Below are 24,292 nucleotides of genomic sequence, written 5' to 3' on the forward strand. Positions count from 1 at the left end.
TTTCTCCCCGCCCTAGCGGATCTGGTGCTTGTGCAGCAAACGGTAGAAGGTCGGGCGCGAGATCCCCAGGACCCGCGCCGCCACGCTGAGGTTGTCGCTGTGCCGGTTCAACACGTCGCACAGGGCCTGGCGCTCGGCGCGGTGCTTGTAGTCTTCGAGGGTGCCCATGGGCAGGTCCTGGGCCTGCAGGCTGAGCAGGCCCAGGTCGCTGGCCTGGATCTGCCGCCCCTCGGCCAGCACCAGGCCGCGACGCACCCGGTTGGCCAGTTCGCGGACATTGCCCGGCCAATCATGCTTGCCCATGGCCACCAGGGCATCCTCGCTGAAACTGCGGGGCCGGCGCCCGGTTTCCTGGCTATAGAAGTGGGCAAAATGGCTGGCCAGCATGCCCAGGTCGCCATGGCGCTCGCGCAACGGCGCGGTGATCACTTGCAGCACATTCAGGCGGTAGTAGAGGTCCTCACGGAAGCGCCCGCTGGTAATGGCCGCTTCCAGGTCGACGTGGGTGGCCGCCAGAACCCGAACATCCACCGGAATCGGCTGGCTGCCCCCTACCCGTTCGATGTGCTTTTCCTGCAGGAAGCGCAGCAGATTGGCCTGCAGTTCCAGCGGCAGGTCGCCGATCTCGTCAAGAAACAAGGTGCCGCCATGGGCCGCCTCGATGCGCCCGACCTTGCGTTGATGGGCGCCGGTAAAGGCGCCCTTCTCGTGCCCGAACAGTTCGGACTGGATCAGGTGTTCGGGAATCGCCCCGCAGTTGATGGCGACAAAGGGTTTGTCGTGGCGCTGGGACTGACGATGCAGGGTACGCGCCACCAGCTCCTTGCCGGTGCCGCTTTCGCCTCGGATCAGCACGGGCGACTCGGTGGGCGCCAGCTTGCCCAGCAGCTTGCGCAAGTCGCGGATCGGCCGGCTATTGCCCAGCAACTCATGCTCGGGCTGGTCCACATGGATCGAGCCCTGGCCCCGCAGGCGCGCCATGCCGAACGCCCGGCCGAGGGTCACCTGGACCCGCGACACGTCGAACGGCAGGGTGTGGAAGTCGAAAAACCACTCGCAGACGAAATCCCCGACCTTCTGCAGGCGCAGCACTTCCTGGCTCAATACTGCGATCCACTCGGTGCCGCTGCGGCTGATCAGGTCCTTGACCGCCTCCGGGCGCTCCAGGTGAAAAGGCTGCAGGCGCAGCAGGCCGACATCGCAGGAGCGTTCGCGAGCGGACTCCAGGTCACAGCTGTCGACATCCCAGCCAATGGTGCGCAAACCGGGTAACAGGCGATGGCAATCGTCACAGGGATCGACCACCAGCAAACGGCGCTGCACAGGGGCTTCGAGCATGACTGTTCCTTGGCGCCAGGGTATGGAAAAGTTATTAGAAACAGTGATTTGGAAAACCTGGCTGTAACATTAGCAAGAACTTGACGGTGGAATGTATCAATTGCTTATAGCGCTGATTACCAAAGGAACTAACGTGGGACTCCAAGCTGTTCACGAGCGACTGATTGTCGCAGTTGTTTTATCCAGCCCCCGCAACTAAGGGCCCGGCCACAAGGCCTATGCACGAAAGTTGTAAAAACTTGTTTTTCAGTGTGACCCGAGTGCTACCTCGGTGCATCAGTACAAATGACCAGCCGAACGGTAAGCCCAACCGACGGCACATCATTTGATTGGGCACACAGAGAGAAGACCCCATGAACGCCCCGCTCCGTATCAACGAAGCACTTTTGATCGCCGACCGCGCATTCCAGCCTTTTCAATGCGTGGCCTGGGCTCCACAGGACGGTAATGGCGAGCTCAGCCTGACCGTCATCGACCGCACCAGCACCCGTATTGGCCACACCCAGATTCCCAGCAGTGCCTACTCCGATCCAGCCCAGCTGGAAGACCTGCTCAAACAGGCCCGCGCCGAACTGAGCCAGGACGGTTATACCTTGCAGTCCTGGGCCATGCCCAAGTAAGCGATGCTGTTAACGGATCACCCGAAGGGGTGATCCGTTATTTAAAGCAAACAACTAAGCACCCTATCTATCCTGCCCTCCTCTACAACTTCTACCTTCCGGGTATTAGTTGCTCTTGTCGTTATCCAGCCCGGCTTCCGGTTTCACTTCGAAAGCGCCCCCGTTTTTGCCAAGGTCTTCATGCCCGGCCCATCAAGGGGTCGCTGATGCTGTGTGCTCCGGTTTCCAGGCGCCCGGCGATCCGGCGCAGCCAGCCGCCGTCGCTGCGCAGCGTCAGGTCGTACCAGCCGCCACTACCCTCGCAGGCAAACACCTGGCGCACCTCGCCCCGGGCCGGTACCGCCAAGGTCCATGGGCCCTGCTGGGTGTAGGGGCAGCGATCGATACTGATGACCACCCCGTGTTCCCCCGGATTGCTCAGGGTCAGTTGCAACTGGCTGTTGCTGGTGGTCACCAGCAGTTCGGGCTGCAGGGTTTTCAGGTCGCCGTGGAAACTGCGGTGAAACCCGTTGGGGCCCAGGACCCAGAGCTGATAGCGCTCCACCACCGGCCAGCTGTCCTGCAGGGCCTTGCCGGCTTCCACGGTATAGCGGCGGGGAATCTCGCTCAGGTGCAGGCCATCGTAGACATGCAATACCGCCCCTTGCTCCCCAGTGTTCTGCAGGCTCAGCGACAAGGTGCGAGCCTTGGGATCGGCCTGGCTGTCCACATGCAGCCGATAGGGCAAGGCCCGGGAAGGCCGGGCCAGGCGCTGCTGCTGCGGCGCCAGTTGCTGGCCGGCCGAGGGCAGCGGTACCGGCAGCAGTTTCTCCTGGCGCTGGCGCAGGCTGTCGGCGGCCTGGCGGGTAGTGGTCTGCAGCGCGGGAAGGGTTTCATGGTTGGGGTCGGCAAAGTTGAACGCCGAGGTCAGGTCGCCGCAGACTGCCCGCCGCCAGGCGCTGATGTTCGGCTCTCGCACGCCAAAGCGTTTCTCGAGAAATTGCAGCACCGAGGTATGGTCGAACACTTGCGAGTTGACCCAGCCACCACGGCTCCAGGGCGACAGCACCAGCATCGGCACTCGCGGCCCCGGCCCGTATACGCCGCCATCGGGCAAGGGTTGCTGGGTCGAGCCCGCCGGGGCCGGGTGGGTGAACAGTTCGCTGTCGAAACCCAGGGTGGACTTGCCGGCAAAGCTGCCGTCCTTGCGCCGCGAAGGCGCCGAGGGCGACGGCATATGGTCGAAGAAGCCGTCGTTTTCATCGTAGGTCACCAGCAGTACCGTCTTGCTCCAGACCTCGGGGTTGCTGGTCAAGGCCAGGAGAATTTCCTGGGTGAACCAGCCGCCCTGCACCGGGCTCGAAGGCCCGGGATGCTCGGAATAGGCTGCCGGCGCGACAATCCAGCTGACCTGGGGCAGCTTGCCGGCCTGCACGTCGTTGCGAAACCCGCCAATGATGGTCTCCAGGTTGCTGCCGCTGCTGGCCGGCAGGGTGTTGCCATTGCCCTTGTACAGCGGCGCCACGGCGTTGAGCCCGTCGCTGTAGGGCACGAAGGCATTGAAATCCTTCGGCGGCTGGGCCGGGTTGCCGACCTGCACGCTGGCGGCCCGGTACTGCCGGAACCCCGCCAGCGGGTTGTCGCCGAAGTTGTCCGGCAGGTGCTGGTACACCTTCCAGCTCACGCCCTGCTCTTCCAGGCGCTCGGGGTAGGTCTTCCAGCTGTAGCCGACATTCACCGGCCCCGGGCCGTCCCATTCGTTGACCACCGCCGCCACCTTGGCTGCGCTCGCGCCATTGCTGCCAGTCCAGAGGAACAGCCGGTTGGGGTTGGTGCCGGCGTGCACCGAGCAGTGGTAGGCGTCACACAGGGTGAAGGTGTTGGCCAGGGCGAACTGGAAAGGCAGTTCCTGCTCGCGGTAGTAGCCCATGGAGGTATTGGTCTTGTAGGTCGGCCAGGCGCTGATACGCCCCTCGCCCCAGGCCGAGTGGGCGTCCGCCCAGGAATGCGGGGTTCCGCTGACGCGCTGGGCGTTGCCCTTGCTGCTGTCCAGGTGATAAGGCATCACCAGCCGGCCCTTGCCCTGTTGCTCCCACACTTCCCGTTGACCGGTCTGGGGGATGGTGAAGCGGTCACTGAAGCCGCGTACCCCGGGAAAGGTGCCGAAGTAGTGGTCGAACGAACGGTTTTCCTGCATCAGGATCACCACGTGCTCGACGTCCTTGATGGTCCCGGTCCGGTTGTTCGCCGGTATCGCCAGGGCCTGGCGGATGGATGCCGGCAATGAGGAAAAGAAAGTACCGATGGCGGCCGCTTGCAAGAGCTTCCTGCGTGTAAGACTGGGCATGGGTTATTGAGTCCTTATGGTTGCAGCGCGATATATAACGCTGCCCCCAAGGTATTGGGCGCAAATAACAATGCAGTGACATTGCCATTGCAGTTGGTTCATGAAGCGTACAACTACCCGCCACTGCCCTACCTTGCCAGTTCGGCAATAACGCATTGCCAGGTAACGCAGGAAGAATATTTCATGAATAAAACACCCGAGTTCAAGAAACGCCCGGTACATTTCGCCGCCGCCTTAACTTTGCGCTGGCGAAATGCACTATTGAATGGGCCAGAAAACAGGCTTCGCACACTCCCTGGGCTGTATCCGTTTTACCGGAGAAAGCACAGTGCTATTGAAGGCTATCGGCTACTTCATTGCGCTGGACCCGCAGCGGGTTGAATAGCAGGCGAATGAACTGCGGATCTCGGGCCAGTTTGTAATCTTCACCGACAAAGTATTCTTTGGCGGCCGGGTCATTCTTGCCGATATATAAGATCCAGGCCGTGGTAATACCGGCAAACTCATCTTCCCTGACGCTTCTGACCGGGCTGAAATGGGTGGCGTTATGGGCAGTTGCGCTCCAGCCCGGCACGGTCTTGATCAGCCCGCCCTGCCACAGCCTTGGCCAGGCCCAGGCCGGGACCACTACGTCCGCTGCGCCGGTGAGCACCAGGGTCGGTGTCTTTACCGTGGAGCCAAGGCCGATCGGCCCGGGTTCGATCGGCAGCGAGCCGATATAGCGCAACTGCGGGTCGATGCCCTTCAAGGTCTCTGGCAAGAGGCTTGCCGATAGAATCGATGCGCCTCCTCCCGCCGAATGCCCCGCCACAATGGTGCGCGACAGGTCGACCTTGCCGAACAGTGGCGAGGTCGGGTCCTGGTTGAGCTTGCTCAGTTCCAGGGCGCCGAGCACATGCATGGTGGGGGCGGTGTTGATGAAGTCCGAGGAGATGATCACGATGAAGCCGTAGCTCGCCCACAGCCGCAGCAGATCTGTGTACTGCCCCTGGTTGGAAAGAATGCCGCCGACGAAGTTGACCACTGGCAACTTGTCCAATTGCTTGATATTGGACGGGTAATAGACACTGGTGGAAATCGGATTGGAGAATCCGTAAGGAAAGGACTGATTGCATTGCAGGCTGTTATCCAACAGCATGATCCGCGCCAATACCCCCAACAACCCACGGCAATCACTTAGAACAGCATTGGTGCTGACTGCATAGGGCCCCGGAGACTTGGCATATTGATCATTGGCCAGCCCAAATGCCGGAACCAGTTGCGAAGCAATAGCCAACTTGCCCCAAATAACCAACATCATGGCCAGGCCGAACTTTGTAGCCAGGTTGCGAATCCACTTCATCGATAATTCCTTTATCTGTCTGCTTTCCCTGCAGGACCGAATACCTGTACCTGGCCATGCTCCCTATATTGCAAATATCTTCAAACTTGCAGTGCACGTCATTCAACTGCAATAGCGCTGAAACATTCTCTGCTTAGTTGCATTGAATACGTTCGCGACCCTAGATCAGGACAAATTCGCAGGTCAATGACTATTTAACATCCGGGCTGTGATAGACCCGGGCTGCAACGCCCGGGGCCTCAGGCATCACAGCTGGCACCCCTTGGATGGGCGGGCTAGACCAGCCCGCCAAAACGCCGGTAGTAGCTTTCGCCGACATCCGGCAACGGGCCATCGGCGTTCTCCAGGGCAGTGGCCAGCCATTCTTCGGCCCGGGCCTGGATCAGGCGATAGATGTTGCGACACAACTGGCGCGCCGCGCGGCCTTCCCAATCCCCGGGCAGCAGTTCGTCGGGCAGTTGCGGATCGCGCAGCAGCAGCTTGCGGTACTCATGAATCAGCAGCAGCCGGGCCAGGAAGCAATCCTGGGGCTGCAACTGCTCCTGCTCGCGCAGGGCCTGCCAGAGCGGGCGGAACAGCTGGATGAACTCGCTGTAGTGGGCTGCCAGTTCATCGATGTTCCAGCTTTCCCGCACTTGCAGGCGCAGGGCCCTGGAACCCAGGACATCCTGGGGCGTGGTCTCGAAGACGATGGTGTCTTCCTGGGCACCAAGCTCCGCCAGGGTGGCGTTGATATCGGCCCGATCACTGCGCGGGCAGGCCAGCAGTACCGGCGACATGGCGCCGAACCCCTGCCATTCCAACTCTTCGCGCACCTGCTTGCGCAACTCGACAGACAGTTGCGAGAGCATCACCAGGCACCAGGCGCCGTCCCAGGCCGGCACTCCGGCGCTGTACACGCGCTTGAAGGCTTTGTCGAAGCGCCGGCGCCCGGTCAGGGTCAGGCTGTAGTAACTGCGCCGGCCGACCTTTTCAGCGCTCAGCCAGCCCTCTTTGCTCAGGCGGAAGATCGAGGTGCGGATCAAGCGCTCGTTGATCCCCATGGGCTCCAGCAACTGAATCAGGCTGCCCAGCCACACCGTGCCGCCGTGGGGCTCGATGGCATCGCCGTACAGGGTGATGATCAGCGAACTGGCGCGGATCGGAGTCTGCTCCTGGAAACGTTTGATCAGGTGGTTCAGTGGCGCTAGGGACGACATGGATGTACCGGTAAAAAAGGAAGGAATATAGCGGGTTTCAGGCAGCTATAGCGCCCGGGCAGGTTCATGGGCGAGCCTTGGGGCGCAGCGCACTGTTGCCGATTCGCGGGCGTCCGGGCTCTGCCTCCCGCAGCGGCTCGCAAGGCCGCATCTGCTCCAGGCAACGCCTGGCCAGCTGTTGGTATTCGCGGGTCCCCGCCTGCTTCCAGGCCAGCTCCGCATCACTGAGCGGGCGGCTGACCCGGGCCGGCGTACCCATGATCAGCGACTGTGGCGCACACTCGAAGCCGGCCTTGACGAAGGCTGCCGCGGAAACGATGCAACGGGGCGCGATATGCGCGTTGTCCATCACCACCGCATTCATGCCCACCAGGGCGTCGGCGCCAATTCGACAGCCATGCAGGACAGCGCCATGACCTATATGGCCGTTGCGCTCGACCACCGTATCGCTGTCGGGAAAACCATGCATCACACACGTATCCTGCAGGTTTGCCCCCTCCTCCAGAACGATCCGCCCAAAATCGCCCCGCAAGCTGGCCAACGGGCCGACGTAACAATGGGCGCCGACAATCACATCACCAATCAGCACCGCTGAAGGGTGCACATAAGCGCTGGGGTCGACCACCGGGGTCAATCCATCGAGGCTGTAACAGGTCATGGAGAGGTTCCTTGAAGAACACGTCATCTGAAAGCAGGAAATACGATGAACTGCGGATGGCAGTTTGTATCAGATTATTGGCCACGCACAAGACCGGCGCCGCCGCAATCAGCCAGCCTGGCTGCTCCACAAAGACTTGTCAGTCCCGTATTTATCAAGACCTTAGGCAGCCTGGAGGCTTTTGTCGTGAGCCTGGGGCTACAAAAAAAGCTGGACCGACACTCAAAATCAAGACACATTAAATTCACGCCGCTATTGTTTTTATGTATCACATTGGCGATATACTCGACGAAAACCGGCCAACCAGCCGACCCGACAATCGAGCCGACCACCGGCCACCCCGAGGACATTCACCATGCCTCAACGCCTTGCCTCCACGCCTGTCGGTGGTGTTCGCCTGATCGCCCAGCACAGAGCGCCCCGCCCATGAACTTCACCACCATCCTGTTCTCCATCAGCGAGGGCGTGGCCCTTCTCAGCCTCAACCGCCCCGAACAGCTCAACAGCTTCAACCCGACGATGCACCGCGAGGTTCAGGCAGCCCTGGACCTGGTGCGCAATGACCCGCAGGTGCGGGTCCTGCTGCTGACCGGGGAAGGCCGGGGCTTCTGTGCCGGGCAGGACCTGGGCGAGCGCACCGTGGCACCCGGCGGCGCCGCGCCGGACCTGGGGGCCTCCATCGAAACCTTCTACAACCCCCTGGTGCGGGCCCTGCGGGACCTGCCGCTGCCGGTGGTCTGCGCGGTCAACGGGGTGGCCGCCGGGGCCGGGGCCAACCTGCCCCTGGCCTGCGATCTGGTACTGGCCGCACGCTCGGCAAGCTTTATCCAGGCCTTCTGCAAGCTCGGGCTGGTTCCCGATTCCGGCGGTACTTGGCTGCTGCCGCGCCTGGTGGGCATGGCCCGGGCCAAGGCCCTGGCCCTGCTCGGCAACCGCCTGAGTGCCGAACAGGCCGAGCAGTGGGGCCTGATCTACCAGTGCGTGGATGATGCCCAACTGCGGGACCAGGCCCTGAGCCTGGCCCGGCACCTGGCCACCCAACCCACCTACGGCCTGGGCCTGATCAAGCGCAGCCTCAATGCCAGCCTGCACAACAGCTTCGATGAGCAACTGGACCTGGAGCGCGACCTGCAACGCCTGGCCGGTTGCAGCGAGGACTACCGCGAAGGCGTCAGCGCCTTCATGGAAAAACGCAGCCCCGTGTTCAAGGGCTGCTGACCACGGCGACTCCAAGGAGGCCCCTGCATGACTGAACATGACGCCATGGAACTGGCCCGGCGCTGCGCCCGGACACTGTTCGAACGTGACCCGGCAAGCAACGCCCTGGGCATGCGCCTGTTGTCGGTGGCGCCCGGTGCGGCGCGCCTGGGCATGAGCGTGCGGGCCGACATGCTGCAGGGCCACGGCACCTGCCACGGCGGCCTGATCTTCACCCTCGCCGATTCGGCCTTCGCCATTGCCTGCAACAGCCATGACCGGGCCACGGTGGCCCTGGGTTGCAGCATCGAGTACATCGCCCCGGCGCAGTTGGGCGACACCCTGACCGCCGACTGCCATGAACAGAACCGCGGCGGCCGCACCGGCCACTACGCGGTGCGCGTGGAAAACCAGCAGGGCCGGCTCATCGCCCTGCTCCAAGGCAAATCCTACCAAGTGCACGGCCCGGTGCTGACACAGGAGACCTCCCATGAATGACCCACTGCTCATCGATGCCGTCCGTATCCTCATTGGCAGCGCCGGGGCCGCTACGCGCTGTGCACCATGTGCATCGGTGTCGACCCGGGCATCGCGCTGATCAGCGAGCGGCTGCAAGCACAGTAAAAAGACTCCCCCCGGGGCTCGCCTGCGCCCCGGGGCATGCACTCAGAGCCCGCCCGCCGGCGGGCTACAAGACAACAACAATTCGAGTGACACCATGAACATGCCGATTGCCGGAACCGTGCCCGACGCGCTGCTGGACCCGATGGAAACCGCCAGCATCGACCACCTGCGCCAGCACCAGCTGGAACGCCTGCGCTGGAGCCTGAACCACGCCTATGACAGGGTCCCGCTGTACCGCCAGCGCTTCGACCAGCTCGGGGTGCACCCCCAGGACATCAAGCGCCTGGAAGACCTGGCGCACCTGCCCTTCACGACCAAGGCCGATCTGCGCGACCACTACCCCTATGGCATGTTCGCCGTGCCCATGGACCAGGTGGTACGCCTGCACGCCTCCAGCGGCACCACCGGCAAGCCCACGGTGGTCGGCTACACCCGCAACGACATCGACACCTGGGCGCAGGTGGTGGCGCGCTCGATCCGCGCCGCCGGCGGCCGCCCCGGGGACAAGGTGCATATTTCCTATGGCTACGGCCTGTTCACCGGCGGCCTGGGGGCGCACTACGGCGCCGAACGCCTGGGCTGCACGGTGATCCCCATGTCCGGCGGCCAGACCGAGAAGCAGGTGCAACTGATCAAGGATTTCCAGCCGGACATCATCATGGTCACCCCCTCCTACATGCTCAACATCGCCGACGAGATCGAGCGCCAGGGCCTGGATCCGCACCAGTTGGCGCTGCGCCTGGGAATCTTCGGTGCCGAACCCTGGACCGACGAACTGCGCAGTGCCATCGAACAGCGCCTGGGCATCACTGCCCTAGACATCTACGGGCTGTCGGAAATCATCGGCCCCGGGGTGGCCATGGAATGCGCGCAGACCCGCGACGGCCCTACCCTCTGGGAGGATCACTTCTACCCGGAAATCATCGACCCGATCACCGGCCAGGTACTGGCCGATGGCGAACTGGGCGAGCTGGTGCTCACCTCCCTGACCAAGGAAGCGCTGCCGATGATCCGCTATCGCACCCGCGACCTGACCCGGCTGTTGCCGGGCACGGCGCGGCCCATGCGGCGCATCGACAAGATCACCGGGCGCAGCGACGACATGCTGATCATCCGCGGGGTCAACGTGTTCCCCACCCAGGTCGAAGAGCAGGTGCTGAAGGTCGGGCAACTGGCCCCCTGCTACGAGATCCACCTGTACCGCCACGGCAACCTCGACAGCGTTGATATCCACGTCGAGCTCAAGCCTGAGCACCAGCAACTGGGGGACGAGCAGCAGCGGGCCCTCTGCGGCGATCTCAGCCGCCACATAAAGACCCATATCGGTATCAGCTCGCGTATCGTTTTGCAGCCGGCATTCAGCATCAAGCGCTCCGAAGGCAAGGCCTGCCGGGTAATCGACAAACGTAACCGCTAATCCATCCTGCCTGGAAGCCCCGCTGATGCGGGGCTTTTTTTTGCCTTGGCAAAGGCCCAGGGGGGCAATGCGATACCAAAATCAAACATGACACGTTATTTTATGTTTGATATTAATTTGCGTATCACATATAAACATTCCCATGCCCAGCCACACCTTCACACCGGGAGACGCCACATGTACGCACAGCTGGTAGAAACGGGGGTCAAGCGCGTCACGCCACTGGCCGAGATGTCCGAACAGGAACGCAGCTTCCAGCAAAGGATCGACGACGAGATCAAGATCGAAGCCAAGAACTGGATGCCCGAGGCCTACCGCCAGACCCTGATCCGGCAGATCTCCCAGCACGCCCATTCGGAAATCGTCGGCATGCTGCCCGAAGGCAACTGGGTCACCCGCGCCCCGACCTTCAAGCGCAAGCTGCAACTGATGGCCAAGATCCAGGACGAAGCCGGCCACGGCCTGTACCTGTACAGCGCCATGGAAACCCTGGGGGCCGACCGCGACGAAGAAGTGGCCCGGCTGCACAGCGGCAAGGCCAAGTATTCGAGCATCTTCAACTACCCGACCCTGAACTGGGCCGACATGGGCGCCGTGGGCTGGCTGGTGGATGGCGCGGCCATCGTCAACCAGGTGGTGCTGCAACGCACCTCCTACGGCCCCTACTCCCGGGCCATGGTGCGCATCTGCAAGGAAGAGAGCTTCCACCAGCGCCAGGGCTACGAAATCCTCCTGACCATGATGCGCGAGGGCAACCAGGCGCAGCGGGACATGGTCCAGGACGCCATCAACCGTCTCTGGTGGCCGGCCCTGATGATGTTTGGCCCCAGCGACGAACACTCCCCCAACAGTGCCCAGTCCATGGCCTGGAAGATCAAGCGCCAGAGCAACGACGAACTGCGCCAGCGCTTCATCGACCAAACCATCCCGCAACTGGAGCTGCTGGGCTGTACCTGCCCCGACCCGGAGCTTGCGTGGAACGCCGAGCGCGGCCATTACGACTTCGGCGAAATCCAGTGGGAAGAATTCTACGAAGTGCTCAAGGGCAACGGCCCGTGCAACCAGGAACGCCTGGACACCCGCCGCCAGGCCATCGAGGACGGCGCCTGGGTGCGGGCTGCCGCCGTGGCCCACGCCGCCCGGAAGGCCGCTCGCGACGCCGCCTGAGAGCCCGTTCACCCCCGGCCACTGCCCCCAGGGGCAATGGCCCTCCAGCCCTGATGTGGAGTCACTGCAATGTCTGAATGGACCCTCTACGAGGTTTTCGTGCGCAGCAAGCACGGCCTCAACCACAAGCATGTCGGCAGCGTGCACGCCGCCGATGCCCCGATGGCCATGGCCAACGCCCGCGACCTCTACACCCGGCGCAGCGAAGGCGTGAGCCTGTGGGTGGTGCCGTCGGCGCAGATCGTCGCCTCCTCGCCGGACGAAAAGGAGCCGCTGTTCGACCCGGCGGACGACAAGGTCTACCGCCACGCCAGCTTCTACCAGTTGCCCCCCGAAGTCGGACACATGTGAGGCCGGCCATGAACCCTGCAAACGATCTGCTCAACCATCTGCTGCGCCTGGGCGACAGTGCCCTGGTCCAGGGCCAGCGCCTGTGCGAATGGTGCGGCCGGGCCCCGGCCCTGGAAGAAGAACTGGCACTGATGAACGTCGGTCTCGACCTGGTGGGCCAGGCCCGCAACTGGCTGGACTATGCCGCCGAACTGCTGGCGGACGGGCGGGATGCCGACCATCTGGCCTTTCGCCGCGACGAACGCGCCTACCGCAACCTGCTGCTGGTGGAACAACCCAATGGCGACTTCGCGGTGACCATGCTCAAGCAGTTCTTCTACGACGCCTGGCACCTGGAAACCCTTCGTGGCCTGTGCCTTTCCAGCGATCCACGCATCGCCGGGGTCGCCGCCAAGGCGTTCAAGGAAGTCACCTACCACCTGCGTCGCTCCAGCGAATGGGTCGAGCGCCTGGGGGATGGCACCGAGGAAAGCCACCGGCGCATGCTCCAGGCCCTGCCGCGGCTGTGGCGCTTTACCGGGGAACTGATCGCCACCGATCCTGCGGAGAACGCGTTGCACCAGGCCGGGCTGCTGGCAGACCCGGCTCAGGTCGCCACCGCCTGGCAGGACAGGGTCGCCGCGGTGTTCGCCCGGGCCACCCTGCCTGTGCCCGAAGCGCCCAGCCACTTCTACCTGGATGCGCGCAAAGGCCTGCATACCGAACACCTGGGCCTGCTGCTGGCCCAGATGCAATCACTGCCGCGAGCCTATCCCGATGCGGTCTGGTGAGCTGATCGGCAGCGACCTGGGGGCACGCGACCCGTTGCCCGGGGACCTGGACACCGCCTGGGCCACCCTCGACCGGGTCATGGACCCGGAAGTGCCGGTGGTCAGCGTGCTCGACCTGGGCATCGTGCGCCACCTCGACTGGCACCAGGGGCACCTGCAGGTGGCGGTCACCCCGACCTACTCCGGCTGCCCGGCCACCGAGGTGATCGAAAGCGACATCCGCCAGGCCCTGGAGCGCGCCGGCTTCAAGGCCCCCAGGCTGCTGCGCCAGCTGACCCCGGCCTGGACCACCGATTGGATCACCGAGCGCGGGCGCCAACGCCTGCAGGCCTACGGCATTGCACCGCCCTCGGGCAGCAGCAAGCGCAGCCTGCTGGGAGAAACGCCCCAGGTGCTCTGCCCGCAATGCGGCAGCGCCCACAGCGAGCGCCTCAGCGAGTTCGGCTCCACCGCCTGCAAGGCCCTGTATCGCTGCCGTGATTGCCTGGAACCCTTCGACTACTTCAAGTGCATCTGAGCGGCCCGGCGCCGCAGTGGAGAACCACCATGAGCCAGTTCCACCGCCTGACCATCAAGGACCTGCGCAATGAAACCCGCGACGCGGTGTCCATCGCCTTCGAGGTTCCCCCGCACCTGCAGCAGCAGTTCCACTTCACCCAGGGCCAGCACCTGGTGCTGCGCACCGAGCTTGAAGGCGAGGAAGTGCGCCGCTCCTATTCGATCTGCACCGGGGTCAACGACGGTGAACTGCGCATAGCGGTCAAGCGCGTGGCCGGCGGGCGTTTCTCGGCCTTCGCCAATGAACGATTGCAGCCTGGCCACAGCCTGGACGTGATGCCCCCGGCCGGGCGTTTCCATGTGGAGCTTGACCCGGCGCGGCGCGGCCATTACCTGGCGGTGGCGGCCGGCAGCGGCATCACGCCGATCCTGTCGATCATCAGGACCACCCTGCAAACCGAGCCCCACAGCCGGGTCACCCTGCTCTACGGCAACCGCTCCAGCAACTCGGCGCTGTTTCGCGAACAGCTTGAGGACCTGAAGAACCGCTACCTGCAGCGGCTGAACCTGATGTTCGTGTTCAGCCGCGAACGGCAGGACATCGACCTGTACAACGGGCGCATCGACCAGGACAAGTGCCAGCAGCTGTTTTCCCGCTGGCTCGACGTCCAGCAACTGGAGGCCGCGTTCATCTGCGGCCCCCAGGCCATGACCGAAACCGTGCGCGACAGCCTCAAGGCTGCCGGCATGCCGGCCGAGCGCATCCACTTCGAGCTGTTCCACGCCGGCAGCGACGGGCACAAGCGCCAGGCCCGGGAAACCGCCAGCGCCCTGGATGCCCGGCACAGCCGGGTCACCGTCATCAGCGACGGCCGCGCCCTGGCCTTCGACCTGCCGCGCAACAGCCAGAGCATTCTCGACGCCGGCAACGCCCAGGGCGCCGAACTGCCCTACTCGTGCAAGGCCGGAGTCTGCTCCACCTGCAAATGCAAGGTCATCGAAGGCGAAGTGGAAATGGACAGCAACCACGCCCTGGAAGACTACGAAGTCGCGGCCGGCTACGTCCTCTCCTGCCAATCGTTCCCGCTCAGCGACAAGGTGGTACTGGACTTCGACCAGCTCTGACTCCGGCGCTCCCCGCAGCCGCCCGTAGCCGCTGCCGAGCCCCAGCGAAGCTGCGAAAGGCTGCGCAGCGCCTTCACGTGCCACCAACAACAAAAACAAGAGAACGCGCCATGACCCCACAACAGATCGCCCGCATCACCCGCCATCCGGACTTCATCCAACTGGTGCGGAGCAAGCAGCGCCTCTACTGGTCGCTGACCCTGATCATGCTCCTGGCCTACTACGGCTTCGTACTGCTGGTGGCTTTCCACCCCGGGCTGCTGGGGCGCTCGTTGGCCGGCGGAGCCACCAGCGTCGGCATGCCGGTGGGCGTGGCTATGATCGGCCTGGCCTTTGCCCTCACCGGCTTCTACGTCTACCGCAGCAACCGCCTGCTGGACCCGCTGAACGACAAGCTCAAGCGCGAGTGCCAGCCATGAAGCGCCTGCTCGCTCTATTCCTGCTGCCCTGCCTGCTGGCCACCGACCTGGCCCTGGCGGCCGACACGCCGGCGCGGCCATTGAACTGGAACGCCATCGGCATGTTCCTGGTGTTTGTCCTGATGACCCTCGGCATCACCCGCTGGGCCGCCCGGCGCACCCGCTCCGCCAGCGACTTCTATACCGCCGGTGGCGGCATGAGCGGCATGCAGAATGGCCTGGCGATCGCCGGCGACATGATTTCCGCGGCGTCCTTCCTCGGCATCTCGGCAATGATGTTCCTCAATGGCTACGACGGTCTGTTGTACGCACTGGGGGTGCTGGCCGGCTGGCCGATCATCCTGTTCCTGATCGCCGAACGCCTGCGCAACCTGGGCAAGTACACCTTCGCCGACGTGGTGTCCTATCGCCTGGCCCAGACGCCGGTGCGCCTGACCTCGGCCTTCGGCACCCTGAGCGTGGCGCTGATGTACCTGGTGGCGCAGATGGTCGGCGCCGGCAAGCTGATCGAGCTGCTGTTCGGCATCAGCTACCTCTATGCGGTGATGCTGGTGGGCCTGCTGATGGTCTGCTACGTGACCTTCGGCGGCATGCTGGCTACCACCTGGGTACAGATCATCAAGGCGCTGATGCTGCTCTCGGGCACCAGCTTCATGGCCTTCATGGTGCTCAAGCACTTCGGCTTCAGCAGCGAGGCGCTGTTCGCCCAGGCCAGCGCGGTGCACGCCAAGGGCAGCGCGATCATGGCCCCGGGTGGGTTGCTGTCGAACCCCATCGATGCCATTTCCCTGGGGCTGGGCATGATGTTCGGCACCGCCGGCCTGCCGCACATCCTCATGCGCTTCTTCACCGTCAGCGATGCCCGGGAAGCGCGCAAGAGCGTGTTCTACGCCACCGGTTTCATCGGCTACTTCTACCTGCTGCTGATCATTGTCGGCTTCGGCGCCATCGTCATGGTCGGTACCGAGCCCCAGTACCGCGATGCCGGCGGCGCGATCATCGGCGGCGCCAACATGGTTGCCGTGCACCTGGCCCAGGCGGTGGGCGGCAACCTGTTCCTGGGCTTCATCTCGGCCGTGGCCTTCGCCACCATCCTGGCGGTGGTGGCCGGGCTGGCGCTGTCCGGCGCCTCGGCGGTCTCCCACGACCTGTACGCCTGCGTGCTGCGCAAGGGCCAGGCCAGCACCCGGCAGGAAATGCGCGTCTCGCGGATCGCCACCCTGTGCATCGGGGTGCTGGCGGTGCTGCTGGGGCTGTTGTTCGAATCGCAGAACATTGCCTTTCTCTCGGGGCTGGTGCTGGCCATCGCCGCTTCGGTGAATTTCCCGGTGCTGTTTCTTTCCATGTTCTGGAAAGGCCTCACCACTCGCGGCGCGGTGGGCGGCAGCCTGGCTGGCCTGGTCTCGGCGATTGTGCTGCTGATGCTCAGCCCGGCGGTCTGGGTCAATGTGCTGCATCACCCCCAGGCGCTGTTTCCCTATGCCAACCCGGCGCTGTTTTCCATGAGCCTGGCGTTCTTCTGTGCCTGGGCCTTCTCCGTCAGCGACCGCTCGCCCCGGGCCGAACTGGAGCGCGGGCGCTACCTGGCGCAGTTCATCCGTTCCATGACCGGCATTGGCGCATCCGACGCCACTCATCACTGACCCCATCCATGAGCGCGGGCTGCCGCGCTCGAACCCGGTTCACCCTCTGGAGGAATCCCCATGCCACAGGCTCCTACCCTGCAAAGCTTCATCGCCGGCCGCTGGTTCGGCCAGCATCCGGCCCAGTCACTGCGCAGCGCCATCGATGGGCATGAAGTGGCGCACACCCACGAGGAGGCCCCGGACTTCGCCGAGGCCCTGGCCTTTGGTCGCCATCAGGGCGGCAAGGCCTTGCTGGCCCTGGATTTCCAGCAGCGGGCCCAGCGCCTCAAGGCCCTGGCGCTGTATCTGAGCGAGCGCAAGGAGCAGCTCTATGCCCTGTCCCATCACAGCGGCGCGACGCGGGCCGACAGCTGGATCGATATCGAGGGCGGCAACAGCACCCTGTTCAGCTACGCCGGCCTCGGCGGCCGGGAACTGCCGTCGGGCAACCTGTTGCACGAAGGCCCGGCGCAATCCCTGAGCAAGCTCGGCAGCTTTGCAGGCAGCCACATCCTGGTGCCCCGGGGTGGCGTGGCGGTGCACATCAATGCCTTCAACTTTCCGATCTGGGGCATGCTGGAAAAATTCGCCCCGTGCTTCCTCGCCGGCATGCCCTGCATCGTCAAGCCGGCCAGCGCCACCAGTTACCTGACCGAGGCCGCGGTGCGGCTGATGCATGAATCCGGGCTGCTGCCCGAAGGCAGCCTGCAACTGGTGATAGGTGGCACCGGCGACCTGTTGGATCACCTGCAAGGCCAGGACCTGGTGACCTTCACTGGCTCTGCCAGCACTGCCGGCAAGCTGCGGGCCAACCCCAACCTGATCCGCCACTCGGTGCCGTTCAATGCCGAGGCCGACTCGCTGAACTGCGCGATCCTGGCCCCGGACGTAAGCCCGGACGATGAGGAGTTCGAGCTGTTCATCAAGGAAGTGGCACGGGAAATGACGGTCAAGGCCGGGCAGAAGTGCACCGCCATCCGCCGTGCCATCGTCCCCGCCAAGCAGCTGGATGCGGTGGCCACGAAATTGCGTGAACGCCTGTCAAAGGTGGTGGTGGGCGACCCGTCGGTGGAAGGCGTGCGCATGGGCGCCCTGGCCTCCCATGAGCAGCAGCGCGATGTGGCCGAGCGCCTGCAAAGCCTGCTGCACAGCAGCGACCTGCTGTTCGGTGCCCGGGACGGCTTCGAGCCCCGAGGCACAAACGTCAGCCAGGGCGCGTTCTTCGCCCCGACCCTGTTGCTGGCGCGCGATCCCATGGCCGAGGGCGGCGCCCACGACATCGAAGCCTTTGGCCCGGTCAGCACCCTGATGGCCTATGACGACCTGGACCAGGCACTGGAGCTGGCCTCTCGCGGCAAGGGCAGCCTGGTGGCCAGCCTGGTCACCAAGAGCCCGGCCATTGCCGCCCAGGTCATTCCCCGGGCGGCGGCCTGGCACGGTCGCTTGCTGGTGCTGGACCGCCACTGTGCTGGCGAATCCACCGGCCACGGCTCGCCCCTGCCACAGCTCAAGCATGGCGGCCCGGGGCGCGCCGGCGGCGGTGAAGAGCTGGGAGGCCTGCGAGCGGTCAAGCATTACCTGCAACGGGCGGCGATCCAGGGCTCGCCGAGCATGCTGGCGGCGGTAACCGGTGAATACGTGCGCGGCGCCAAAGTGCTCGAGACCGAGGTCCATCCCTTCCGCCGCTACTTCCAGGACCTGCGCATCGGCGAGTCCCTGCTGACCCACCGGCGCACCGTGACCGAGGCCGACCTGGTGAACTTCGGCTGCCTGTCGGGGGACCATTTCTATATGCACTTCGACGAGATTGCCGCCAGGGAGTCGCAGTTCGGCAAGCGCATCGCCCATGGCTACTTCGTGCTCTCGGCGGCGGCCGGGCTGTTCGTTTCCCCGGGCCCCGGCCCGGTGCTGGCCAACTACGGCCTGGACACCCTGCGCTTCATCACCCCGGTGGGCATTGGCGACACCCTGCAGGCGCGCCTGACCTGCAAGCGCAAGATCGACCAGGGCAAGCTCAGCCCCCAGGGCACGCCGCAAGGAGTGGTGGCCTGGGATGTGGAAGTCAGCAACCAGCTGGGCGAGGTGGTGGCCAGCTACGACATCCTGACCCTGGTGGCCAAGCGTACTGAGTAAAACCGTTGAAGACCGCGCAAGACTCAAGGCCCTCTTCGCCGGCAAGCCGGTTCCTACAACAGTTTCGCGCCGCCAGCCCCCCGTAGGAGCTGGCTTGCCAGCGAAGGCGTGCTTGAGGACTGCGCAAGGCTCAAGGCCCTCTTCGCCGGCAAGCCGGTTCCTACAACAGTTTTGCGCCGCCAGCCCCCCCGTAGGAGCTGGCTTGCCAGCGAAGGCGTGCTTGAGGACTGCGCAAGACTCGAGGCCCTCTTCTCCGGCAAGCCGGCTCCTACGGAAGGTCGTGCACTGGCGGCCGCTGGGGCGCTGGCGAAGTTTGTCGCAAAAGATTTCATCAATTCTTGATTCTCAATCCGCCATGGGGCAAGTTGCGCGCTTCTCACTACAAGGAGCCGCCAATGTCCGGTTCAATGGCCCAGGCGTTCGCCCACAATTTTCTCGGCCAATCACCCCGCTGGTACAAGGCAAGCATTGTCGCGTTCCTGTTGCTCAACCCTCTGCTGTTCTTCGCTGTCAGCCCGGCCGCCGCCGGCTGGTGCCTGGTGATCGAATTCATCTTCACCCTGGCCATGGCCCTCAAGTGCTACCCCTTGATGCCCGGCGGCCTGCTGCTGGTACAGGCACTGGTGCTGGGCATGACCACGCCCCAGGCGCTGTATGACGAGCTGGTGCACAACTTCCCGGTGATCCTGCTGCTGATGTTCATGGTGGCCGGCATCTATTTCATGAAGGAGTTGCTGCTCTACCTGTTCTCCCGGCTGCTGCTGGGGGTGCGCTCCAAGGCGCTGCTGGGCCTGCTGTTCTGCTTTCTCTCGGCCTTCCTCTCGGCCTTTCTCGACGCCCTGACCGTCACCGCGGTGATCATCAGCGCCGCGGTAGGCTTCTATTCGGTGTATCACCGGGTGGCGTCCGGCAATGACCCGCGCCAGGACAGCGCCTTCGCCGACGACCAACAGTTGCCTGCCCTGCATCATGACGACCTGGAGCAGTTCCGCGCCTTCCTGCGCAGCCTGCTGATGCATGGCGCCGTGGGCACCGCCCTGGGCGGTGTGTGCACCCTGGTGGGGGAACCGCAGAACCTGCTGATCGGCCATGAAATGGGCTGGCACTTCGCCGATTTCTTCAGCAAGGTGGCACCGGTTTCAATGCCGGTCCTGGCGGCTGGCCTGGTGACCTGCGTACTGCTGGAGAAGCTGCGCTGGTTCGGCTACGGCACCCTGCTGCCGGACAACGTGCGCCAGGTGCTGGCCAACTACGCCGCCGAGGACGATGCCCAGCGCACCTCGCGCCAGCGCGCGGCCCTGCTGGTGCAGGGGCTGGCGGCACTGATCCTGATCGTCGCCCTGGCCCTGCATGTGGCCGAGGTCGGGCTGATCGGCCTGCTGGTGATCGTACTGATCACCGCCTTTACCGGGATCACCGACGAGCACCGCCTGGGCAACGCGTTCAAGGACGCCATGCCCTTCACCGCCCTGCTGGTGGTGTTCTTTGCGGTGGTGGCGGTGATTCACCAGCAGCAGCTGTTCACCCCGTTGATCCAGTGGGTGCTGGCGCTGCCGGCGGACCAGCAGCCGGGCATGCTGTTCATTGCCAATGGCCTGCTCTCGGCCATCAGCGACAATGTGTTCGTGGCCACCATCTACATCACCGAAGTGAAACAGGCCTTCATCTCCGGGCAGATGAGCCGCGAGCACTTCGAAACCCTGGCGATCGCCATCAATACCGGTACCAACCTGCCGAGCGTGGCCACGCCCAACGGCCAGGCGGCCTTCCTGTTCCTGCTGACCTCGGCGATTGCGCCGCTGGTACGCCTGTCCTACGGACGGATGGTGTGGATGGCCCTGCCCTACACCGTGGTGATGGGGCTGCTGGGCTGGTACGCGGTGAGCTACTGGTTGTAACCGCTGCTTGGGGCGCCCCGGGACTGCAGATGGGGCGCAATGGGTGCAGGACTGGGGGCCGTGGCCCGGCGCGATGCCGGGCCACGGCCCTCAACGCATGAGGATATAGCGCTCGATGGCTTCGGCGGCGCCGTCTTCCAGGTTGCTGCCGGTGATCACATCAGCCTGGCGCTTGACCCGTTCTTCCGCCTGGCCCATGGCAATCGACAGGCCGGCACGCTGGAACATCGCCGGGTCGTTGCCGCCATCGCCCAGGGCCGCGGTGCGCTCCAGCGGCACCCCCAGGTATTCGGCCAGGGTCACCAGGGCCTGCCCCTTGTCCGCCTGCAAGGCAGTGAGATCGAGGAACCTGGGTTGGGAACGGGACGCCTGGGCCTGCCCTGCAGTGGCGGCCCGCAAGTGGGCCTCCAACTGCACCAGCAAGCGGTGATCGCTGCTGGCGGCGACGATCTTGTCGATGCGCGGCAGGTATTCCTCGAAGCTGTCCACCACCTTGGGGGCGTAACCCAGCGCCTGGCGCTCCAGGGGCATCAGGGCACCGTCCAGGTTGCGCAGCAGCCATTCGTTGTCGGCAAACACCCAGGTCTCGACCTGTGGGCAGGGTTCGAACAGCAGCAAGGCGGTGACCGCCGCTTCCACCGGAACATGGTGGCGAGCCAGGAAACTGCCATCGGGCTTGACGATACTGCCGCCGTTGAAGCCGGCAGTGGGCAGGTCGACGCCCAGCGCCTCGATCTGCTGCAGCATGGCCCGCGGCGGCCGTCCGGTTGCCAGGCTGAAGGCTACCCCGGCCTCGCGCAGCGCACGGACCGCGTCCAGGGTGCGGGGGCTGAGGCTGTGGTCGGGGCGCAACAGGGTGCCGTCCATGTCACTGAGGAGGAACTCGACAGGCCGCGCCTGCACGCCACTCACCCCAGGGGTCGCCATACGCGGCCATCCCGGGCCAGCAGTTCATCCCCGGCTGCCGGGCCATCCACGCCCGCCGGGTAGTTCTGCAAGCTGGCGTCCTGTTGCCAGGCATCGAGGAAGGGTTGCACCGCGCGCCAGCCGTTCTCGATGTTGTCGGCGCGCTGGAACAGGGTCTGGTCGCCGATCAGGCAGTCGTAGATCAGGGTTTCGTAGCCGGTGGAGGGCTGCATCTCGAAAAAGTCGCGGTAGGCAAAACCCAGCTCGATGTTGGCCATGTCCAGGCTCGGCCCGGGCTTTTTCGCCAGCAGGTCGAACCACATGCCTTCGTTGGGCTGGATCTGGATCCGCAGGTAAGTCGGCAACAGGCGCTCGACCTCGGTATCGCGGAACTGTGCATAGGGCGCCGGCTTGAAGCAGATGACGATCTCGGTGTCGCGCACACTCATGCGCTTGCCGGTGCGCAGGTAGAACGGCACCCCGACCCAGCGCCAGTTGTCGATCATCACCTTCAGCGCAACGTAGGTTTCGGTGCTGCTGTCCGGCGCCACGTTGGCTTCCTCGCGGTAGCCCGCCAGGGCCTTGCCGGCCACTTCTCCGGCGCTGTACTGGCCGCGCACCGAGTTGGCCCGGGCCTCGTCCACGGACCAGGGGCGGATAGCCCCCACCACCTTGGCCTTTTCGCCACGTACCGCATCGGCGCCAAAGGCTGCGGGCGGCTCCATGGCCACCATCGCCAGCAACTGGAACAGGTGGTTGGGCACCATGTCCCGCAGGGCACCGGTGTGTTCATAAAAGCTGCCACGGGTTTCCACGCCGACGGTTTCCGCCGCGGTGATCTGCACGTGGTCGATGTAATGGTTGTTCCAGAATGCCTCGAACAGGCTGTTGGAAAAACGGCTGACCAGGATGTTCTGGACCGTTTCCTTGCCCAGGTAATGGTCGATGCGATAGATCTGCTTCTCGCTCATGACCTTGAGCAGGCAGCCGTTGAGGGCTTCGGCGGTCTGCAGGTCGGAGCCGAAGGGTTTTTCGATCACCACCCGGCGAAAAGCCTGCGGCCCCTCCTCCAGCAACCCGGCGCTGCCCAGGCGGCGCACCACTTCACTGAAGAAGCGCGGTGCGGTGGCCAGGTAGAACACCGCGTTGCCGGTGCCGCTGGCGGCAATCCGCGCCGCCAGTTCGGCATAGGTGGAGTCGTCGAGAAAATCGCCCTGGACATAGTTGATGCCCCGGGTCAGGCGGGCCCAGACGGCGGCATCCACCGCCGCCCCCTGGCCTTGCTTGTTGAGCACTTCATCGCGAAGGAAGTCTTCCAGCAGCGTGGCGAACTCGGCGTCGCTCACCGCGTTGTGGTCGACGCCGACAATCCGCAGCCCCTCATCCAGCAAACCGTCGCGGCTGAGGTTGTACAGCGCCGGCATCAGCAGGCGCTTGACCAGATCACCGCGGGCGCCGAACAGGAACAGCGTGGTCGGCGGCGCCGGCAACGCCTTGGACTTCTTTCGCGTGGTGGTCATTTTTTCCCGGTCTCCACATGGCCGCCAAAGCCGAAACGCATGGCCGACAGCAGCTTGTCACCGTAGGTGCCCTGGCCGCGGGAGCGGTAGCGGGAGAACAGCGAGTTGGACAGTACCGGCACCGGCACCGATTGCTCCATGGCCGCTTCGATGGTCCAGCGCCCTTCGCCACTGTCGGCCACCGAGCCGGAGAAGCCGTCGAGCTTCGGATCGCCCGCCAGGGCATCGGCGGTCAGGTCCAGCAGCCAGGAGGACACCACGCTGCCACGGCGCCAGACTTCGGCGATATCGGCGACATTGAGGTCGAAGCGCTGGTCTTCCGGAAGGCTTTCCGAGGCCTTGGTCTTGAGGATGTCGAAGCCCTCGGCGAAGGCCTGCATCATGCCGTACTCGATGCCGTTGTGGATCATCTTGACGAAGTGCCCGGAGCCGGCCGGGCCGGCGTGGATGTAGCCGCGTTCGGCACGGTCGTCATCGGCGACCCGGTCCTTGGTCCGCGGGATGGTGCCCATGCCGGGCGCCAGGGCGGCGAACAGCGGGTCCAGGCGCAGCACTTCGGCAGCGTCGCCGCCGATCATCATGCAGTAGCCACGCTCCAGGCCCCAGACGCCGCCGGAGGTGCCGACGTCGATGTACTTCAGGCCCTTTTGCGCCAGGTCGCGGGCGCGGCGGATGTCGTCTTTATAGTAGGTGTTGCCACCGTCGATGATCACATCGCCCGGCTCCAGCAACTGGCTGAGGGTGTCGATGGTGTCTTCGGTGGGTGCGCCCGCGGGCAGCATGACCCAGACCGCCCGGGGCTTTTCCAGGCCCGCCACCAGGGCCGGCAGGTCGGCGACGCCCTTGGCGCCTTCAGCGGCCAGGGCGCTGACGAAGTCGGTGTTGCGGTCAAAGACTACGGTCTCGTGCCCATTGAGCATCAGGCGCCGTGCAATGTTGCCGCCCATGCGGCCCAGTCCAATAATCCCCAGTTGCATGTGCTGATGCTCCTACTGCAAAAATTCTGATCAAAAAAAGTTATAGCCCAGAGGGCCGGGGCAAAATCCCGAGGGGCGCAACTATACAAGGCAAGAAGCCCCAAGACAGCGCAATCTTCAGACAGATTCCGAGTTTTTACCCCCGACGGCGCGAATTACCCATCGACCGGCCCCAGCCAATT

At 64.4% G+C, this 24,292-nt stretch carries 21 protein-coding genes; 13 read left to right on the forward strand and 8 right to left on the reverse strand.

The annotated features are described in order from the left end of the window. Positions 1-12: 12 nt before the first annotated feature. Positions 13-1,338, reverse strand: coding sequence for a sigma-54 dependent transcriptional regulator (locus AC1RGE_RS05885; RefSeq protein ID WP_011061411.1), 1,326 nt, complete (start codon positions 1,336-1,338; stop codon positions 13-15). 353 nt (positions 1,339-1,691) lie between these two features. On the opposite strand from AC1RGE_RS05885, the gene AC1RGE_RS05890 reads away from it, so the two are divergent. Further along, on the forward strand, positions 1,692-1,958 hold the full coding sequence (locus AC1RGE_RS05890) for a DUF1652 domain-containing protein (RefSeq protein WP_015635695.1): 267 nt from the start codon (positions 1,692-1,694) through the stop codon (positions 1,956-1,958). A 178-nt stretch (positions 1,959-2,136) separates the two neighbouring features. On the opposite strand, the gene AC1RGE_RS05895 is transcribed toward AC1RGE_RS05890, so the two are convergent. From AC1RGE_RS05895 to paaY, 4 genes are all read right to left on the reverse strand, one after another. Beyond that, complete coding sequence (locus AC1RGE_RS05895; protein WP_011061413.1) at positions 2,137-4,284, reverse strand: phosphocholine-specific phospholipase C; 2,148 nt, start codon at positions 4,282-4,284, stop codon at positions 2,137-2,139. A gap of 331 nt (positions 4,285-4,615) precedes the next feature. Then, the gene (locus AC1RGE_RS05900) at positions 4,616-5,626 is read right to left on the reverse strand and encodes a poly(ethylene terephthalate) hydrolase family protein (protein ID WP_374046604.1); all 1,011 of its coding nucleotides are present in this window, start codon (positions 5,624-5,626) and stop codon (positions 4,616-4,618) included. Positions 5,627-5,901: 275 nt separating this feature from the next. Next, positions 5,902-6,825, reverse strand: coding sequence for a phenylacetic acid degradation operon negative regulatory protein PaaX (gene paaX, locus AC1RGE_RS05905; RefSeq protein WP_011061415.1), 924 nt, complete (start codon positions 6,823-6,825; stop codon positions 5,902-5,904). Between the two features lie 64 nt (positions 6,826-6,889). Further along, positions 6,890-7,483, reverse strand: coding sequence for a phenylacetic acid degradation protein PaaY (gene paaY / locus AC1RGE_RS05910; RefSeq protein ID WP_011061416.1), 594 nt, complete (start codon positions 7,481-7,483; stop codon positions 6,890-6,892). 426 nt (positions 7,484-7,909) lie between these two features. Between paaY and paaG the strand changes: the two genes are divergently transcribed. The 12 genes from paaG to nhaB all read left to right on the forward strand — a co-directional run bounded on the left by paaG (position 7,910) and on the right by nhaB (position 20,707). Continuing rightward, positions 7,910-8,701, forward strand: a complete 792-nt coding sequence (gene paaG / locus AC1RGE_RS05915; protein WP_053158663.1) for a 2-(1,2-epoxy-1,2-dihydrophenyl)acetyl-CoA isomerase PaaG — start codon at positions 7,910-7,912, stop codon at positions 8,699-8,701. A gap of 27 nt (positions 8,702-8,728) precedes the next feature. Further along, entirely contained in the window at positions 8,729-9,178 is a 450-nt protein-coding gene (gene paaI / locus AC1RGE_RS05920) for a hydroxyphenylacetyl-CoA thioesterase PaaI (RefSeq protein WP_011061418.1), read from the forward strand. Between the two features lie 220 nt (positions 9,179-9,398). Beyond that, positions 9,399-10,721 carry a phenylacetate--CoA ligase PaaK gene (paaK, locus tag AC1RGE_RS05925; RefSeq protein WP_011061419.1) on the forward strand — a complete coding sequence of 441 codons (1,323 nt, stop codon included), beginning with the start codon at positions 9,399-9,401 and terminating at the stop codon, positions 10,719-10,721. A 177-nt stretch (positions 10,722-10,898) separates the two neighbouring features. Further along, on the forward strand, positions 10,899-11,888 hold the full coding sequence (gene paaA, locus AC1RGE_RS05930; RefSeq protein ID WP_011061420.1) for a 1,2-phenylacetyl-CoA epoxidase subunit PaaA: 990 nt from the start codon (positions 10,899-10,901) through the stop codon (positions 11,886-11,888). A 69-nt stretch (positions 11,889-11,957) separates the two neighbouring features. Beyond that, complete coding sequence (paaB, locus tag AC1RGE_RS05935; protein WP_011061421.1) at positions 11,958-12,239, forward strand: 1,2-phenylacetyl-CoA epoxidase subunit PaaB; 282 nt, start codon at positions 11,958-11,960, stop codon at positions 12,237-12,239. Between the two features lie 8 nt (positions 12,240-12,247). Continuing rightward, positions 12,248-13,009, forward strand: coding sequence for a 1,2-phenylacetyl-CoA epoxidase subunit PaaC (paaC, locus tag AC1RGE_RS05940; RefSeq protein ID WP_011061422.1), 762 nt, complete (start codon positions 12,248-12,250; stop codon positions 13,007-13,009). Further along, entirely contained in the window at positions 12,996-13,526 is a 531-nt protein-coding gene (gene paaD / locus AC1RGE_RS05945) for a 1,2-phenylacetyl-CoA epoxidase subunit PaaD (protein WP_011061423.1), read from the forward strand. The genes paaC and paaD overlap by 14 nt, the downstream gene beginning before the upstream one ends. A 29-nt stretch (positions 13,527-13,555) precedes the next feature. Continuing rightward, positions 13,556-14,632, forward strand: a complete 1,077-nt coding sequence (paaE, locus tag AC1RGE_RS05950; protein WP_011061424.1) for a 1,2-phenylacetyl-CoA epoxidase subunit PaaE — start codon at positions 13,556-13,558, stop codon at positions 14,630-14,632. 110 nt (positions 14,633-14,742) lie between these two features. Then, a complete protein-coding gene (locus AC1RGE_RS05955; protein WP_152686228.1) occupies positions 14,743-15,051 on the forward strand; it encodes a DUF485 domain-containing protein in 309 nt (102 codons plus the stop codon). Then, positions 15,048-16,694, forward strand: coding sequence for a cation acetate symporter (locus AC1RGE_RS05960; protein ID WP_492583657.1), 1,647 nt, complete (start codon positions 15,048-15,050; stop codon positions 16,692-16,694). The genes AC1RGE_RS05955 and AC1RGE_RS05960 overlap by 4 nt, the downstream gene beginning before the upstream one ends. Positions 16,695-16,754: 60 nt before the next feature. After that, the gene (gene paaZ / locus AC1RGE_RS05965; protein ID WP_492583659.1) at positions 16,755-18,809 is read left to right on the forward strand and encodes a phenylacetic acid degradation bifunctional protein PaaZ; all 2,055 of its coding nucleotides are present in this window, start codon (positions 16,755-16,757) and stop codon (positions 18,807-18,809) included. 395 nt (positions 18,810-19,204) lie between these two features. Then, positions 19,205-20,707 (forward strand): sodium/proton antiporter NhaB, encoded by a 1,503-nt coding sequence (gene nhaB / locus AC1RGE_RS05970; protein WP_019093618.1) that lies wholly within the window; start codon positions 19,205-19,207, stop codon positions 20,705-20,707. Between the two features lie 90 nt (positions 20,708-20,797). On the opposite strand, the gene AC1RGE_RS05975 is transcribed toward nhaB, so the two are convergent. The 3 genes from AC1RGE_RS05975 to gnd are packed head-to-tail and all read right to left on the reverse strand — an operon-like array spanning position 20,798 to position 24,110. After that, positions 20,798-21,634 (reverse strand): HAD family hydrolase, encoded by an 837-nt coding sequence (locus tag AC1RGE_RS05975; protein ID WP_492583661.1) that lies wholly within the window; start codon positions 21,632-21,634, stop codon positions 20,798-20,800. Continuing rightward, complete coding sequence (gene zwf, locus AC1RGE_RS05980; RefSeq protein WP_492583663.1) at positions 21,616-23,133, reverse strand: glucose-6-phosphate dehydrogenase; 1,518 nt, start codon at positions 23,131-23,133, stop codon at positions 21,616-21,618. The genes AC1RGE_RS05975 and zwf overlap by 19 nt, the downstream gene beginning before the upstream one ends. Continuing rightward, the gene (gene gnd, locus AC1RGE_RS05985; RefSeq protein WP_015635708.1) at positions 23,130-24,110 is read right to left on the reverse strand and encodes a phosphogluconate dehydrogenase (NAD(+)-dependent, decarboxylating); all 981 of its coding nucleotides are present in this window, start codon (positions 24,108-24,110) and stop codon (positions 23,130-23,132) included. The genes zwf and gnd overlap by 4 nt, the downstream gene beginning before the upstream one ends. Between the last annotated feature and the right edge of the window lie 182 nt (positions 24,111-24,292).

It is taken from the genome of Pseudomonas sp. GW823-FHT02C05 (genome assembly GCF_058797595.1).

Excerpts from the sequence above, each read along its gene's own strand:
- AC1RGE_RS05890 (WP_015635695.1), top strand. The coding sequence starts at position 1,692 with ATGAACGCCCCGCTCCGTATCAACGAAGCACTTTTGATCGCCGACCGC.
- paaB (WP_011061421.1), top strand. The coding sequence starts at position 11,958 with ATGTCTGAATGGACCCTCTACGAGGTTTTCGTGCGCAGCAAGCACGGC.
- paaX (WP_011061415.1), bottom strand. The coding sequence starts at position 6,825 with ATGTCGTCCCTAGCGCCACTGAACCACCTGATCAAACGTTTCCAGGAG.
- gnd (WP_015635708.1), bottom strand. The coding sequence starts at position 24,110 with ATGCAACTGGGGATTATTGGACTGGGCCGCATGGGCGGCAACATTGCA.
- paaI (WP_011061418.1), top strand. The coding sequence starts at position 8,729 with ATGACTGAACATGACGCCATGGAACTGGCCCGGCGCTGCGCCCGGACA.
- paaK (WP_011061419.1), top strand. The coding sequence starts at position 9,399 with ATGAACATGCCGATTGCCGGAACCGTGCCCGACGCGCTGCTGGACCCG.
- zwf (WP_492583663.1), bottom strand. The coding sequence starts at position 23,133 with ATGACCACCACGCGAAAGAAGTCCAAGGCGTTGCCGGCGCCGCCGACC.
- AC1RGE_RS05955 (WP_152686228.1), top strand. The coding sequence starts at position 14,743 with ATGACCCCACAACAGATCGCCCGCATCACCCGCCATCCGGACTTCATC.
- paaA (WP_011061420.1), top strand. The coding sequence starts at position 10,899 with ATGTACGCACAGCTGGTAGAAACGGGGGTCAAGCGCGTCACGCCACTG.
- paaY (WP_011061416.1), bottom strand. The coding sequence starts at position 7,483 with ATGACCTGTTACAGCCTCGATGGATTGACCCCGGTGGTCGACCCCAGC.
- AC1RGE_RS05975 (WP_492583661.1), bottom strand. The coding sequence starts at position 21,634 with ATGGCGACCCCTGGGGTGAGTGGCGTGCAGGCGCGGCCTGTCGAGTTC.
- paaZ (WP_492583659.1), top strand. The coding sequence starts at position 16,755 with ATGCCACAGGCTCCTACCCTGCAAAGCTTCATCGCCGGCCGCTGGTTC.
- nhaB (WP_019093618.1), top strand. The coding sequence starts at position 19,205 with ATGTCCGGTTCAATGGCCCAGGCGTTCGCCCACAATTTTCTCGGCCAA.
- paaE (WP_011061424.1), top strand. The coding sequence starts at position 13,556 with ATGAGCCAGTTCCACCGCCTGACCATCAAGGACCTGCGCAATGAAACC.
- AC1RGE_RS05900 (WP_374046604.1), bottom strand. The coding sequence starts at position 5,626 with ATGAAGTGGATTCGCAACCTGGCTACAAAGTTCGGCCTGGCCATGATG.
- AC1RGE_RS05895 (WP_011061413.1), bottom strand. The coding sequence starts at position 4,284 with ATGCCCAGTCTTACACGCAGGAAGCTCTTGCAAGCGGCCGCCATCGGT.
- paaG (WP_053158663.1), top strand. The coding sequence starts at position 7,910 with ATGAACTTCACCACCATCCTGTTCTCCATCAGCGAGGGCGTGGCCCTT.
- AC1RGE_RS05960 (WP_492583657.1), top strand. The coding sequence starts at position 15,048 with ATGAAGCGCCTGCTCGCTCTATTCCTGCTGCCCTGCCTGCTGGCCACC.
- paaC (WP_011061422.1), top strand. The coding sequence starts at position 12,248 with ATGAACCCTGCAAACGATCTGCTCAACCATCTGCTGCGCCTGGGCGAC.
- paaD (WP_011061423.1), top strand. The coding sequence starts at position 12,996 with ATGCGGTCTGGTGAGCTGATCGGCAGCGACCTGGGGGCACGCGACCCG.
- AC1RGE_RS05885 (WP_011061411.1), bottom strand. The coding sequence starts at position 1,338 with ATGCTCGAAGCCCCTGTGCAGCGCCGTTTGCTGGTGGTCGATCCCTGT.